The organism is Rugamonas violacea, from assembly GCF_016461825.1.
Lineage (GTDB): Bacteria > Pseudomonadota > Gammaproteobacteria > Burkholderiales > Burkholderiaceae_D > Rugamonas.
Genome location: NZ_JAEMNU010000080.1, coordinates 29,658 through 43,596, shown reverse-complemented (window position 1 = coordinate 43,596; position 13,939 = coordinate 29,658). Strand labels below are relative to the sequence as shown.

The window sequence follows — 13,939 nt, the reverse complement described above, 5'->3', positions numbered from 1 at the left end:
AGCCGGCGCGGCCGGCGCGGCCGATTTGACCAAGCCGGCCGCGGCGGCGGCCGCGCACGCGTCCAACGGCAACCTCAACTTCGTGCTGGTGTGCACCTTCATCGACATGCTCGGCATCGGCCTGGTGGCGCCGGTGCTGCCCATCCTGGTCGGCGAGTTCGTCCACACGCGCGACGCCCAAGCCCTGTGGTACGGCATCATGGGCACCACCTTCGGCCTGATGCAGTTCATCTTCATGCCGATGCTGGGCGCCATCAGCGACCGCGTCGGCCGCCGTCCGGTGCTGCTGTACTCGATGGCCGGCATGTGCGCCAACTTCCTCACCACCGCCTGGGCGCCCAACCTGGCCTGCATGTTCATCGGCCGGGTGATCGGCGGCATGTCCTCGGCCAGCATGTCGGTCGCCGCCGCCTACGCCTCGGACGTGTCGACGCCGGACAACCGCGCCAAAAGTTTCGGCAAGATCGGCGCCGCCTTCGGCCTGGGCTTCATCTGCGGCCCCGTCCTCGGCGGCCTGCTGGGACGCTACAGCCTGCATCTGCCGTTCTACGCGGCGGCGGCCCTGTCGGCCGGCAATTTCATTTACGGCTACTTCTGCGTGCCCGAGTCGCTGCCGGCCGGGCTGCGCGCGCCGTTCAAACTGGCCAAGCTCAATCCCCTGGCCGCCGTGCGCAAGCTGCTCGGCCGGCGCGACATCGGCGGCCTGATCGTGGTCTTCGCCCTGGTCACCTGCGCCCAGATCATGTTGCAGTCGACCTGGGTGTTGTACACCCACTTCCGCTTCGACTGGAACCCGAGCCAGAACGGCATCGCCCTGTTCTGCGTCGGCCTGTCCTCGATGGTGGTGCAGGCCGGCCTGCTCGGCCTGCTCATCAAACGCTTCGGCGAGGTGCGCCTGGCCCTGCTCGGCCTCGGCTCGGGCTGCATCACCTACACCCTGTACGGCCTGGCCACCGAAGGCTGGATGATGTACGTGTTCATCCTGTGCAACCTGCTGGCCTTCGCCGCCGGCCCGGCGCTGCAGGGCATCATTTCGAAGGCGACGCCGCCCAACCAGCAGGGCGAACTGATGGGTTCGCTGCAATCGATCAGCAGCATCGGCATCATCTTCATGCCGCTGATCGGCAGCGCCATCCTCGGCGAAGTCAGCCACCTGCCGGCGCACGACTGGCGCATCGGCACCACCTTCTTCGTCTGCGCGGCGATGCAGCTGCTGGCCATCCTGCTGGCGCGGCACTATTTCCGCCACCATCCATTGCGCCAAGTCTAGGGCGCAAGCGGGCGGACTTGGCATTTGTTAACGAATCGGCCACAATGCCATTTCCGCCCCCGTTGCGTTGCTCACCCGAACATAGAAGACGCCCATGACGCCAGCCGCCTCCCGCCACCTCCGCACGCGCTGCCGCGCCGCCGTCCGGGCGGCGACGCTCGGCCTGCTGCTGGCCGCCGCCGGCGCGGCCCGCGCCGACTGCTCGCGCGACATCGCCGTGCCGGTCTCGGCCAGCGGCGCCAGCGTGGTCATCAACGGCGCCAGCGTCAACGGCATCTATCCCGACCTGCTGCGCAACCTCGGCAGCCGCAGCGGTTGCAACTTCCTCTTCTCGGTGGTGCCGCGGGCGCGCCAGATGGTCCTGTACGAGGCCGGCAAGGCCGACCTGTTGATCCCGGCCATGCGCACGCCGGGCCGCGACAAGATCGGCCAGTTCGTGCCGATGATCGGCCACCGCGCCGTGCTGATCTCGCTGGCCGGCACGCAGGCGCCCATCACCAGCGGCCGCGACCTGCTCGAGCGGCACGACCTGCGGGTGGCGGTGGTGCGCGGTTTTGATTACGGCGAACAATACGCCGCCTTGGTCAAGGAACTCGGCCGGCAAGGCCGCTTGTTCACCGAGGTCGACGCCAACGCCGTGGCGCGGCTGATGCACGCCGGCGCGGTCAACGTGACCATCATGGGGCCGACCATCCTGTCGGGCGCCATCCGCCGCGAACCGCGCGTGCAGGGCCTGCTCGAACGGCTGCGCCTGGAGCCGATCGCCGAGCTGCCGTGGGGGCAGAGCGGCGCCTACATCTCGCGGCTGTCGCTGTCGGTCGAAGACCAGCAACTGCTGCGTGAGCAGCTGGAAAAAGTCGCCAAGTCGGGCGCCGTGATGGACGGCTTCCAGCGCTACCACCGTGCCGACATCCTGGCCGAAAGCGTACGGCCGCGCTAAGGCGGCCTGGCTGTGTCGGGTAGACACAGGAAATCCAGCGGCGAAAGTGTGCCCCCAGCCCCCCCGGGGGTCAGTGCCGACATTCGGACACGTCCTCAGCAGTGCGCAAATTTACGCCTGCCCCCCGAGCCATACGCACATGTAAATGGCTCAGCTCGTGTCCGAATGTCGGCACTGACCCCGCTGCTCCCGACCCCGCTACTCCATGCAAATGGCTCAGCTCGTGTCCGAATGTCGGCACTGACCCCGCTGTTCTTTATACGGCTACTTGCCCGCTTCGGCCGGCGCCGAACTGGCGCCCTCCGCCGCTGCCGGCGTGCCGAGCCGTTTCAACAGGCCGGACAGGGGGTTGAAGCGGATCGTCGTGGTGTTGCCGGAGGTGCTGACGCCGGCCGCCGCAGCGGCGGCGCTGCCGGCGGCCGTGTTGCCGCCGGCGGCGCGGAACTGGGCGTAGCGCGCCGGTTTCGGCTCGTCCCAGAAGACGCGGCCTGGACGATTCTTCAATTGTTCCTGGAACACGGCCAACTCCTGCGCGGCGGTCGAGGTGGTGCCGTTGCCGAACAGCATTTGCGGATAGCCGCCGCCCAACCCCATGCTGGCGATGATCAGTTGGACGTCGTTCGCCGCTTCGATGCCCAGGTCGCAGCTGCCCGACGGCAGGTTGAAGTAGCCGCCCGGCGACTTCAGCAGGGTGTTGCGCCACACCTCGGCGTTCTGCTTGGCGCACCAGATGTTGCGCACGGTGGAGGCGCGGGCGTTGTCCTTCGGTTGCAAGGTGGACGGCAGCACGTAGACGGTGGCGTCGACCTTGTCGCCGGCGCCCGCCAGCATGCGTTCGAACTTGATGCAATACGGGCAGTCGAAGGCCGAGATCAGCAACACCTGGTTGCCGGCCTGGCCTTTGCCCTGTTCGAATTTGATCAGGCGATCAAAACGTATGCCGCGCAGCATCTCGCTGAGCAGGCTGCTTTTCTCGGCCTCGCTGATCGGCTGCGGATCGCGCACCGGCTGGGTCCATTCGACGATCTTGTTGCCGTCGGTGACCAGGATCAGCGTGACGGCGTCGTTGACATACAACTGGCCGACGCCGGCGCCCTGGTCCCAGCGGTACAGGCCCTGGATCAGGGTCTCGCGCACGCTGGACGGGCTGAACGGGATCTTCTTGGCGCGCATGCGCTCGGCGAGCACGCTGCGCACACCGCCCAGGTCGGCGTAGGCCGGCAGCGCGCCCAGCCCCAAGGTCAACGCCAGCACGGCGGCCAGCGGACGGCGGAAAAAGACTTGGGACATGGCGACTCCGGTTGTTGGCAAGAACCAAATTATAGCGAATTCAATATCTTGCCACAACATTAAGCCGTCACGGCAGCGTGTTGGGGATCACCGGCAACTCGATCGCGCTGGCGCTGTCGATGCGGCGGAAGATGCGCTGCGTCGCCTTCTGGTAGTCGGCCGGCTGGGCGTGGAAAATGTTCGGCACGTAGGTCTGCGGGTTGCGGTCGTACAGCGGGAACCAGCTGGACTGGATCTGCACCATCACCCGGTGGCCGGGCAGGAACACGTGGTTGGCGTTGGGCAGGGCGAAGCGGTAGCGCTCGATCTGGTTGGGCACGATCGCCGCCGGCTGCTCCAGGCTGTTGCGGTAGCGGCCACGGAAGATGTCCATCGCCACGCCCAGCTGGTAGCCGCCCAGCTCGGGCTGCCCCGGCACCTCGTCCGGGTAGACGTCGATCAGCTTGACCACCCAGTCGGCGTCGCTGCCGCTGGTGGCGGCGAACAGGTTGACCATCGCCGCGCCGGCGATCTGCAGCTTGTTGCGCAGCGGCGGGCTGACGTAGCTGAGCACGTCGCCGCGGTCGGAGAAGGAGCGCTGGTCGCTGACCAGCCACGGCTTCCACACGTTGCCGTCGTTCATGCGCACCGGACGCGGGACGAAGGGCACCGGCTTGGCCGGGTCGGCGACGTACTCGTCGACGCCCGTGGTGCCCAGCGGCCGGTCGAAGCCGAGGCTGAAGTTGGAGCGCAGGTAGAGCGGCGACAACGCCGTGGCGCAGCCCTCGGCGCAGGCCAGCGGCCACTGCGGCAGGCGCTGCCAGCGGTTGCTGCCGGTCTGGTAGAACAGCACCGGCGCGGTGTCGGCCTTGGCGGCGCCGTCCTTCAGATACTGGTCGAGGAAGGGTTGCATGACGTCGCGGCGGAACTCCAGCGCCGTGTCGCCGCCGAACTTGAGCGCGCCCAGGCCGGCCGCCTCGTAGTTGACGCCGCTGTGGCGCCACGGGCCGACGGCGAGGAAGTTCAGGTCGTTGCCCTTGTCGCCCGCCTCCATCGCGGCGTAGGCGGCGTAGGCGCCGTAGATGTCCTCCTGGTCCCACTGCCCCACCACGTGCATGGTCGGCACGCTCGGCGCGCGCTTGGCCAGCAGGCGGTCGAGCGCCTGGCCCTGCCAGTAGCTGTCGTAGGCGGGATGCTCGAACACCTTCTTGGTGAAGTTGAGTTTGTCGAGGCCGAATTTTTGCGCGTAGCCGGCGGCCGAGACGGCCCGCAGCACGCTGTCGTAGTCGTCGTAGACGCCGGTGGCCAGCGCCTCGCCGCCGCCCTTGACGGTGATCTGGCCGGCGAAGTACGGCAGGCTGGGCATGCGGAAGGCGCCGTTGTGGAACCAGTCGTCGCCGCGCCAGCCGTCGACCATCGGGCTCATCGGCACGGCCACCTTCAGCGCCGGGTGCGGATCGAGCAGCGCCATCAGCACGGTGAAGCCCTCGTAGGACGAGCCCAGCATGCCCACCTTGCCGTTCGATTCGGGCACGTTCTTGACCAGCCAGTCGATGGTGTCCCAGGCGTCGGTGACGTGGTCGGACTTGCTGCCGTTGAGCGGGCCGCGCACCGGCCGCGTCATAACGTAGTCGCCCTCGGAGCCGTACTTGCCGCGCACGTCCTGGAACACGCGGATGTAGCCCTGGCCGGCCAGCACCTCGTCGCCCAGCGGCAGGATGGCCGCCATGCGCGGGCTGACGTTGCGCTGGGCGCGGCGGCTGGCGTTGTAGGGGGTGCGGGTGAGCATGATCGGCGCGCCGCTGGCGCCCTTGGGCACGACGATCACCGTGTGCAGCTTGACGCCGTCGCGCATCGGGATCATCAGGTCGCGCTTGACATAGTCGTTGTCGTCGGTCGGCGCGGCGAAGCTGGCCGGAATGTCGGGCGCCATCGGCGCCGTCTGGGCCGCGCCGGCGACGCCGCTCAGGCCCGCCAACAGGCCGGGCAGCAGACTGGACAACAGGAGCGGGGCGACAAGCTGGAGCGTGGGACGGACGCGCATGGATTCTCCGAAAAGGGGCGAGGTGGGTTGCCTGCTTCCACTCAAACAGGCCGGCGGCCATCCTACCTAAGGGTTGAGGATTATGCAACAGCGCCGGGCGCGCCTTGACAGCGCACCGGCAAACTGTAACCATACGGTCATGAAATTCTTCCCTACACATCGTTCCAGCCTGAAATGGTGGTGCCGCTAACATTCAGCGGCCACTTTTCTATAGTGATGTGATTTTTATCCACGCCGCCTCTTCCTGGTGGCGTTTTCATTGGCGCAGCTTGTCAGAGGCAACGTAAAGGAACCTTGATGAGCACGCCAATTCCGTCCACCGCCTCCAGCGCCGCCACCGCCGCCACCGCCGCCGCATCGTCCGTGATCCTGACCGGCGACCGCCCCACCGGTCCGTTGCATCTGGGCCACTATGTCGGCAGCCTGAAAAACCGCGTCGTCTACCAACACGACTATCAGCAATTCATCATGCTGGCCGACGCCCAGGCGCTGACCGACAATATGGACGACACCGGCAAGGTGCACCGCAACGTGGTCGAGGTCGCCCTCGATTACCTGGCCGTCGGCATCGACCCGGGCAAGTCGACCATCCTGATCCAGTCGCAGATTCCGGAACTGGCCGAGCTGACCTTCTACTACCTGAACCTGGTGACGGTGGCGCGCCTGGAGCGCAACCCGACCGTCAAGGCCGAGATCGCGCTGCGCGGCTTCGAACGCGACATCCCGGCCGGCTTCCTGACCTACCCGGCCAGCCAGTGCGCCGACATCACCGCCTTCAAGGCGGGCCTGGTGCCGGTGGGCGAAGACCAGATCCCGATGATCGAGCAGACCAACGAGATCGTGCGCCGCTTCAACCGCATGACCGAGCGCGAAGTGCTGGTCGAGTGCAAGGCGCTGGTGCCGGAGATCGGCCGCCTGCCCGGCATCGACGGCAAGGCCAAGATGAGCAAATCGCTGGGCAACACCATCAACCTGGGCGCCAGCGCCGCCGAGATCACCGCCGCCGTCAAGAAGGTCTACACCGACCCGCTGCACCTGCGCGTCGAAGACCCCGGCCATCTGGAGGGCAACGTCGCCTTCATCTACCTGGACGCCTTCGACCCGGAGAAGGCCGCGCTGGCCGAGATGAAGGCCCACTACGTGCGCGGCGGCCTGGGCGACAGCATCGTCAAGAAGCGCCTCGAATTGGTGCTGCAGGAAATGCTGGCGCCGATCCGCGCCCGCCGCGAAGAGCTGGCCAAGGACCGTGGCTACATCCTGCAAGTGCTCAAGGAAGGCACCGCCAAGGCGCGCGAAGTGGCCGCCCGCACCGCCGACGAAGTCAAGGCCGCGCTCGGCCTGAGCTACTTCTAAGCACGTGGCGCCGGCCCCCAGCCGCAGCCGTCCAGCGCCGCCGGTGCGCGGCGACGGCGCCGCGCGCGCGTCCGCCAAGACGCCGCGCGCCGCTGCCGGCAAGGCCAGGGGCGGCGGGCAGATGACGCTGCAACTGGACGAGCCGGTCAAGGCCGGCGGCAAGCGCAAGCCGGCCACCAAAGCCGCCGCCGGCGCCGCCAAGCCCAGGGCCAAGCGCCCCGCGCCGCGCCGCCAGGCCGGTCCTGTCGGCGCCAGCGGCAGCGCCAGCTATCTGGCCATCGTCGTGCTGTTGGTGCTGTACCTGGTCGCCACGCTGCTGTGGCGCCTGTCGGTCTGGGCCGCCGCCGTGTATGGCGTGCTCAGCCTGCTGTGCTTTATCGTGTACGCGATCGACAAGTCGGCCGCCGTCAACGGCCGCTGGCGCACGCCGGAAAGCACCTTGCACCTGCTCGCCCTGGCCGGCGGTTGGCCCGGCGCGATCCTGGCCCAGCAGTGGCTGCGCCACAAGTCCAGCAAGCTGGCCTTCCGCATCGTATTCTGGTGCAGCGTGGCGCTCAACATGGGCGCCTTCATGTGGCTGGCGCGCTGGCTGCACCGCCACGCCTGAAGCGCAAACGCGGCCAGGCGCGCGCCGGGCCGGCAAGAAGATTCATCGCGAACAATATTCACCACGAGTCCCGCCAGCGTGCCACGCCGGCAAGGCGGCGAGACTCCAGGGAACCTCGAAACTGTCATTCCCGCGCAGGCGGGAATCCATACCCGGCATGCCCATTGGCTCAGCCTGGGTTCCCGCCTGCGCGGCGGTCCGCCGATGCGGAAAGACAATTTGACAGTTTTCGAAGTGCCCTCAAGTAGAAAGCAAGAACGATGTGGAATGGTATTTTGTGCGGCCTGCTGGCCGGCGCCTTGTGGGGCATGGTGTTCGTCGTGCCGGAACTGCTGGCGGCCTTTTCGCCGCTGGAGATGGCGGTCGGCCGCTACATCGCCTACGGCCTCATCGCCGCCGCGCTGACCGGGCGCAAGCTGCCGGCCCTGCTGCGCCGGCTCGACCGGGGCGACTGCTACGCGCTGCTGCGCCACGCGCTGTCGGGCAACATCGTCTACTACATGCTGCTGGCCCTGGGCGTCAAACTGGCCGGCGTGGCGCCCACCTCGCTGATCATCGGCGTGCTGCCGATCTCGGTCACGCTGATGGGCCGCAAGGACCACGGCGCCCTGCCGCTGCGCCGCCTGGCGCTGCCGCTGCTGGTGGTGGCGGCCGGCATCGCCTGCATCAACATCGACGTGTTCAGCCATAGCAACAGCGGCGCCACCGGCGAGCTGGGCAGCAAGCTGCTCGGCGTGCTGTGCGCCACCGGCGCCCTGCTCTGCTGGAGCTGGTACACGCTGGACAACGCCCGCTACCTGAAGCGCAACCCCCACTTCGGCAGCGGCGAATGGTCGGCCCTGTACGGCCTGGCCAGCGGCCTGATCGCGTTGCTGATCGGCGCCGCCGCGCTGGCCGTGTTCCACGCCGACGTCACCGGCGCGGCGGGCGCCGCCAGCGGCCGCGACTGGACCAGCTTCTGGATCGTCAACTCGCTGCTCGCGCTGGGCGCCTCGGTGATCGGCAACCATCTGTGGAATGTCGCCAGCCGGCGCGTGCCGATCACCCTGTCGGGCCAGTTGATCCTGTTCGAGACCTTGTTCGCGCTGTTGTACGGTTTCATCTACCAGCAGCAGCTGCCCCGCCCCTTGGAGGTGGCGGCGATGGTCTTGCTGGCCAGCGGTGTGTTGTGGTCGGTGCGCGCCCACGCGCTGGACGACGCCAAACTGAGCCCCAGCACCACGCACGGCGCCGGCTAGCCGGCCCGGGCGGCCCGGCCCAGCCGGCCTGACGCCGCGCCGGTCCGACGTCCCGCGGCGCGGCGGCTAGTTGAGCAGGCCGTTCTCGCAGAGCACGTCCTGGATCAGCTCCAGCCGCAGGATGGGATTCTCCTGCGCCAGCAGACGCTGCTTCTCCTCCAGGTCCAGGCGCAGCAATTCGCACCAACGGTTCGCCACCCAACCGGCCTCGTCCAGCCGATATGGCGGCGCCAGCGGAATGTTGGTGGTGGTGATCTGCTTCTTCTGCAGCGAGCGGATCAGCGCCGCCAGCGCCTTGGCGACGTCCTCCTGCTCGGCCGGCACCGGCAGCACGCGGTCCTCGTCGAGCGGCTCGACCTCGGCCACCCACAGTCCGTGCTTGAGCCTGGTCGACGAGGTCACCGTGAAGCGGGTCGTGCCGACGCAAGAAATTTTCAGCAAACCGGGCATGGGCGCGCTCCAATCGAGGATGCGCGCCATCGTGCCGACGTTGGCCAAGGTCTCGGCTTTCTCCGGCAGACGCACCTCGCTGCCCTGCATTAGCGAGACGACGCCGAACTCCTCACCGGTGGCGATGCATTTTTTCACCAGGTCGAGATAACGCACTTCAAACACCTGCAAAGGCAAGTGTCCACCTGGAAACAAGATGGTATTCAGCGGGAATAGGGAAATGGAAGGCATGTTGTCATGATCGCATGAAAACGCGCCGCCGTCGAATCCGATGGGTGGAATTTCAGCGGAATATGTGCAATGCCAGCATGCGCGGCGAGCCAAGCGATGGACGATTAGAGCCAGGCGGCAACAAGTATTGAGAAACACGGGAGAATACGGCTGCCAATGCATGGCTGCCAAAGGGAATACGCCACGGCGCCGACGGCCTGCTACGATCGCGCTCGGGGAATACGCTCCAGCCACCGGGGAGAATGGCCGGTGGAATAAACCTATACGCCTTACCCCATAGGTTTATACACATCTTTTTTCGCCAATAAAATCAAACACTTACAAAGCACCAGCTGTTGCAGAAACAGCAATCCCGGAGTGCCTGCCCGATGGATTTCCCGTCAACGCACAACGACTTTGCTCAATTTTTAAGCAAAAACACTCAAAAAGTGCGGTTCTTGCGGGCCAGTGCGACGGTCAGAAAAAGATGTGTGTAAACCTATGGCCTTACCCCGGCGCGCCGGGCGCGCCGGGGTAAGGCGACGGACCATGGCGCCAAACCCGTGCGAATATGCCCGGCATGGCCGGATAATCGCAGGGTGGCGCCAAACGTCCTTATTTAATCAGGAACTGGTTCTTATCTTTACCTTCGAGCCATTTTGGTGCGCGGCCGCGGCCGGTCCAGGTTTGGCCGGTGGCGTCGTCGCGGTACTTGGTCGGCACCGGCGCGCGGGTCTTGATCGGCTTGGCTTTGGCCGCCGAACCCAGGTCGGCCAGGGTCAGGTTGTAATCGCGCATGATGGTGGCGATCTTTTCTTTGGCGGCCAGCAATTCATTCTTGCGTGCGCTCTCAGCCAAGCTTTCTAATTCAGCGATCTTTGCTTTGTATTCCTGGTAAGTCGTCATCTTTATTTCCTTCTTATCGGTGGAGAGCGAATTCTTAGTGAGTATCGTTGAAACTACAGCTGAAAAACCCGTCGTGACATTGTGTGAGAATTCAGAAACGCAAATTTACCATAAGACTGAGTGAATACTCTACTAATATATGCAATAAATATCCGCGTGGGTAGAAAAAAGAATAGATTTCCCAGAATTTTGCTGAAATCGGGGGAAACTCGGGAGTAAGTACAACGCCGCCGCTTCAAGCGCGGCGAGTTTGTCGGCGGAGTATCCAACCAGCCACACCGCTTATCAAAAACAGGCTTGGCAATATGCCGGCGAACGCCATCAAGCAGCGTCCCGGCGCGCCGCCGAATTGCCCCGAGTGCAAAGGGAACAGGGCAGCCAGGAAACGGTCGCCGCCGCGCCCGCCGATCGGGTTGACGGTGTCGACGATCTCGCCCCGGCGCAGGTCGATAAACAGGCGCAGCGTACCGGTGCGTTGCCAGTCGTCGACGCGGCGCAGCCGGGCCTGGAACAGGCCGCGTTCGGGCAGCCGGCTCAGCGCGACCAGCGTGGCGCCGTCGCTCAGGTGCTGCTCGGCGATGGAGCGCGCCTCGTTCCAGGAAATGCTCTCCTCGTCCACCGCCAGCGCCGGCCGGGCGATGCGGCGGTGCTCGCCGCCCACCTCGGTGAATTGCCCGACCAGGCTGCGGCTCAGCTCGGGAAGGCCGCTGCTGAAGCCGGTGAAGGCGGCTAGCGATAACAGCGGCAGCGCCAGCAGACCGAGCACGCGATGCAGATCTCGGCTGGCGCGCAAGCCGCCCCGATCCAGCCGGATGCCCAGCGCGCGCCGCCAAGCGCCCCGCCCCCGCCCCTCCCCTCGCCCCGGCGCCGGCTTGGCCAGCGCCAAGCCGGCCAGCAACGCGGCCAGCCAGACCAGACCGAGGTAGCCGAGCGCGGCGCGGCCGACCTGGCCCTGCAATAGCGAGTGGTGCCAGCGTTGCAACAACGGCATCAGATGGACCGGGTCGAGGGCGATGCGGCCACGGGCGCGGCTGCCCAACAGAAAGCCACTGCAGGAATCGGCCATCGCCTCGTTCTCGGCCACGCCGGGCGCCTGGAAAGCGATGCGGTAGGGCGCGCCGGCGCGCAGCGGCATGGTCACCATCTCGACGGTGGCGTCCGGCCAGCGTTCGCGCACCGCGCCGACCGCGCCGCCGACGTCGAGCTGGGCCGCGCACGGCACCAGGTTGTGGAACAGCGCCGGATTGAGCGCGGCGTCGAACGGGCGCTCGAACAGCATCATGCTGCCGCTCAGGCCGATCAAGGCCAGCAGCAAGCCCAGCGACAATCCCAGCCAGCGGTGCAAACGGGCCAGCGCTGAACGCAAGACAGGCCGCGACACGGCCCGGCGGACGGAGCGACGCGCCGCGACCACCGGCCTTAGAACCCGCTACGCAACTGCACGAAGGCCGTGCGCGCGGCGCCGGCCAGTTTGCCGAGGTTGGTGTCGGTGGTGCGGCTGAAGCTGAGGCGGTTGCTCAGATTGTTGACGCCGACCTGCACTTCGAGCTTTTGCCGCCCCGGAATGGTCCAGCTGATGTTGCCATTCCACAGGCGGTAGCCGGGGATCTCGCCGATGCTGCCGGCGGCGTTCTCGGCCACGGTGTTGGCGTCGTCGGCGAACTGGCGCGACTGGTGCGTGCTGTTGAGGTCGAAGCGCCAGGCGCCCCGTTGCAAACGCAGGCCCAAGGTGTCGACATGGCGCGCATAGAACGGCACGTCGCGGCCGGCGTACTTGCCCTGGCGCTGGGTGGCGTCGGTGTAGGCGTAGGTGGCGTAGGCGTTCAGGCCGGCCAGCCGGCCGTCGCGGGCGAAGTCGTATTCGGCGCGGCTCTCCAGGCCCCGGTGGCGCGTCTTGCCGAGGTTCTGGTAGAACAGCGGCGCCGTGTTGACGAACACGATCTGGTTGGAGAAGTCCAGATTGAACAAGGTGGCCTCCAGCTTCCATTGCTCAGCCTGGTAGCGCGCGCCCAGCTCGACCGTGCGCGCCGTTTCCGGCTGCAGGCGGTCGGTCGACGATTGCAGGTTCAGCTGCAAGTGCTGGATGCTGCCGAAGGAGCTGTTGTAGTTGCCGTACAAGGTGAGCTGGCGGTTCGGCAGGTAGGACACGTTGAGCGAGGGCAGCGCCTTGTTGTTCTTGATCCCCTCGCCGAAGCCGTTCAATACATTCCTGCGGTCCATCGCGATGCGCTCGTAGCGCAGGCCGGGCGTCAGGCGCCACTGGCCGACGGCGATCTGGTCGTCGACATACAGGGCGTGGGCGTCGGTGCCGTTGGCCGAGTCGCGCGCCACGCTGCGGCCGCCGTCGCTCAGCTTGAAGTTGAGGTTGCGCTCGTCGGCGCGCTCGCGCAGGTAGCGGTAGCCGACGCTGACGTCGTGGCGCAGCGCACCCAAAGTCCAGCGCTGGGTGTAGCGCGGCTCGATGCCCAGCACGTTGTAGTGGCGCGGCTGCTGGCCGACCGAGCTGGCGACGGCGTCGTTGCCGTTGGCCAGCACGCTGGTGCGCGAACTCTGGGTGAAGTAAGTGCGCAGCGCCACTTCCCGCGTCGCCGACAGCGGCTTGACATAGCCGACGTCGACACTCTTGCGGGTTCCGCTCCAGCGGTCGCGCGTGCGTACCGATTGCTGCGGATCGGCGGCGAACTGGGCCGCGCTGAGGCCGCCGGGCAGTTGCGACTCGGCGTCGTAGTAGGCCAGCTTGGCGTTCAGCTCGGCGCCGGCCGCCAGCGGATAACTGAACTTGAGCGCGACGTCGTTGATCTTCTCGCCGCTGTGGCGGCGGAAACCGGAACCGTCGACGCCGGCGTACAGCAGCGCCACGCCCAGGCCGCCGTCGATGCGGCCGCCGACGAAGGCGCTGTACTGGGTGCCGGTGTTGCCGCCGTCGAAGCGGTTGACGCGCACGCTGGCGTCGCCGGCCAGCTCGGCCTGCGGGATGGCGCGGCTCTTGAAGTTGATGATGCCGCCGACGTTCTGCGGGCCGTAGCGCACCGCGCCGCCGCCGCGCACCACGTCGATGCTGTCGATGTTGGCCAGCGACACGGGGGCGAACGACAGTTGCGGCTGGCCGTAGGGCGCCACCGCCAGCGGAATGCCGTCGAGCAGCACGGTGGAACGGGGCGAGAAGCGCCCGTCCAGGCCGCGCACGCCGATGTTGAGCGAGATGGCGCTGCCGCCGCTGGACGAGTTGTCGGTCACCTGCAGGCCGGGCACGCCGCGCAACACCTCGCTGATGCTGGCCGCGCCGCTGGCCTCGATGGTCTCGCGCGGCACCACGCTGCGCGCGCCGCCGAAGTTCTTCAAGCTGCGCTGGCCCGAGCCGAGCCAGTTGCCACTCACCTGCACGGTCTCCGCCGGCGCATCGGCGGCGGCGGAGACCGTGGCGGCCGTGGCGGCCGTGGCGGCAGCGGCCGGGGCGGCGGCCTGCGCCAGATTGGCGCTCAACAGGGTGCAGGCGGCGGCGATGGCTCGGCGTGGCGGCAGGTAGGGCAATTGTGACATCGTGGGCTCAGGTGTGAATTCGGCGGTGGCCGATTATACGCAAAACCGACAATCGATGAGAATAGCTCTCAATCACCTGACACTCAAACACTCAAACACTCAAGCGATCAGG

At 66.9% G+C, this 13,939-nt stretch carries 11 protein-coding genes; 5 read left to right on the top strand and 6 right to left on the bottom strand.

Going from position 1 to position 13,939, the window contains the following annotated elements:
• Positions 1-25 precede the first annotated feature (25 nt).
• A complete protein-coding gene (locus H7U20_RS15930) occupies positions 26-1,270 on the top strand; it encodes a TCR/Tet family MFS transporter (RefSeq protein ID WP_199760143.1) in 1,245 nt (414 codons plus the stop codon).
• Positions 1,271-1,364: 94 nt separating this feature from the next.
• Positions 1,365-2,210 carry a substrate-binding periplasmic protein gene (locus H7U20_RS15925; RefSeq protein ID WP_199760137.1) on the top strand — a complete coding sequence of 282 codons (846 nt, stop codon included), beginning with the start codon at positions 1,365-1,367 and terminating at the stop codon, positions 2,208-2,210.
• Positions 2,211-2,474: 264 nt separating this feature from the next.
• Here the strand turns inward: H7U20_RS15925 and H7U20_RS15920 are convergent, their stop codons facing one another.
• Both H7U20_RS15920 and H7U20_RS15915 read right to left on the bottom strand, forming a co-directional pair.
• Entirely contained in the window at positions 2,475-3,500 is a 1,026-nt protein-coding gene (locus H7U20_RS15920) for a thioredoxin domain-containing protein (protein ID WP_199760136.1), read from the bottom strand.
• Positions 3,501-3,567: 67 nt separating this feature from the next.
• The gene (locus H7U20_RS15915) at positions 3,568-5,523 is read right to left on the bottom strand and encodes a CocE/NonD family hydrolase (RefSeq protein WP_199760135.1); all 1,956 of its coding nucleotides are present in this window, start codon (positions 5,521-5,523) and stop codon (positions 3,568-3,570) included.
• A gap of 297 nt (positions 5,524-5,820) precedes the next feature.
• Between H7U20_RS15915 and trpS the strand changes: the two genes are divergently transcribed.
• The 3 genes from trpS to H7U20_RS15900 all read left to right on the top strand — a co-directional run bounded on the left by trpS (position 5,821) and on the right by H7U20_RS15900 (position 8,721).
• The gene (trpS, locus tag H7U20_RS15910) at positions 5,821-6,876 is read left to right on the top strand and encodes a tryptophan--tRNA ligase (protein WP_199760134.1); all 1,056 of its coding nucleotides are present in this window, start codon (positions 5,821-5,823) and stop codon (positions 6,874-6,876) included.
• A gap of 4 nt (positions 6,877-6,880) precedes the next feature.
• A complete protein-coding gene (locus H7U20_RS15905) occupies positions 6,881-7,483 on the top strand; it encodes a DUF1294 domain-containing protein (RefSeq protein ID WP_370593162.1) in 603 nt (200 codons plus the stop codon).
• A 260-nt stretch (positions 7,484-7,743) separates the two neighbouring features.
• Positions 7,744-8,721, top strand: a complete 978-nt coding sequence (locus H7U20_RS15900; RefSeq protein WP_199760133.1) for a DMT family transporter — start codon at positions 7,744-7,746, stop codon at positions 8,719-8,721.
• Positions 8,722-8,787: 66 nt separating this feature from the next.
• On the opposite strand, the gene H7U20_RS15895 is transcribed toward H7U20_RS15900, so the two are convergent.
• The 4 genes from H7U20_RS15895 to H7U20_RS15880 form a co-directional block, all read right to left on the bottom strand.
• Positions 8,788-9,402, bottom strand: a complete 615-nt coding sequence (locus tag H7U20_RS15895; protein WP_199760132.1) for an LON peptidase substrate-binding domain-containing protein — start codon at positions 9,400-9,402, stop codon at positions 8,788-8,790.
• A gap of 594 nt (positions 9,403-9,996) precedes the next feature.
• Positions 9,997-10,287: an H-NS histone family protein gene (locus H7U20_RS15890; RefSeq protein ID WP_199760131.1), complete on the bottom strand. Its 291-nt coding sequence runs from the start codon at positions 10,285-10,287 to the stop codon at positions 9,997-9,999.
• A 235-nt stretch (positions 10,288-10,522) separates the two neighbouring features.
• Complete coding sequence (locus H7U20_RS15885) at positions 10,523-11,653, bottom strand: PepSY-associated TM helix domain-containing protein (RefSeq protein ID WP_233410798.1); 1,131 nt, start codon at positions 11,651-11,653, stop codon at positions 10,523-10,525.
• 53 nt (positions 11,654-11,706) lie between these two features.
• On the bottom strand, positions 11,707-13,827 hold the full coding sequence (locus H7U20_RS15880; RefSeq protein WP_199760129.1) for a TonB-dependent receptor family protein: 2,121 nt from the start codon (positions 13,825-13,827) through the stop codon (positions 11,707-11,709).
• Positions 13,828-13,939: the final 112 nt, after the last annotated feature.

Coding starts and splice junctions, on each gene's coding strand:
- H7U20_RS15900 (WP_199760133.1), top strand. CDS start 7,744: ATGTGGAATGGTATTTTGTGCGGCCTGCTGGCCGGCGCCTTGTGGGGC.
- H7U20_RS15895 (WP_199760132.1), bottom strand. CDS start 9,402: ATGCCTTCCATTTCCCTATTCCCGCTGAATACCATCTTGTTTCCAGGT.
- H7U20_RS15890 (WP_199760131.1), bottom strand. CDS start 10,287: ATGACGACTTACCAGGAATACAAAGCAAAGATCGCTGAATTAGAAAGC.
- H7U20_RS15925 (WP_199760137.1), top strand. CDS start 1,365: ATGACGCCAGCCGCCTCCCGCCACCTCCGCACGCGCTGCCGCGCCGCC.
- H7U20_RS15920 (WP_199760136.1), bottom strand. CDS start 3,500: ATGTCCCAAGTCTTTTTCCGCCGTCCGCTGGCCGCCGTGCTGGCGTTG.
- trpS (WP_199760134.1), top strand. CDS start 5,821: ATGAGCACGCCAATTCCGTCCACCGCCTCCAGCGCCGCCACCGCCGCC.
- H7U20_RS15915 (WP_199760135.1), bottom strand. CDS start 5,523: ATGCGCGTCCGTCCCACGCTCCAGCTTGTCGCCCCGCTCCTGTTGTCC.
- H7U20_RS15880 (WP_199760129.1), bottom strand. CDS start 13,827: ATGTCACAATTGCCCTACCTGCCGCCACGCCGAGCCATCGCCGCCGCC.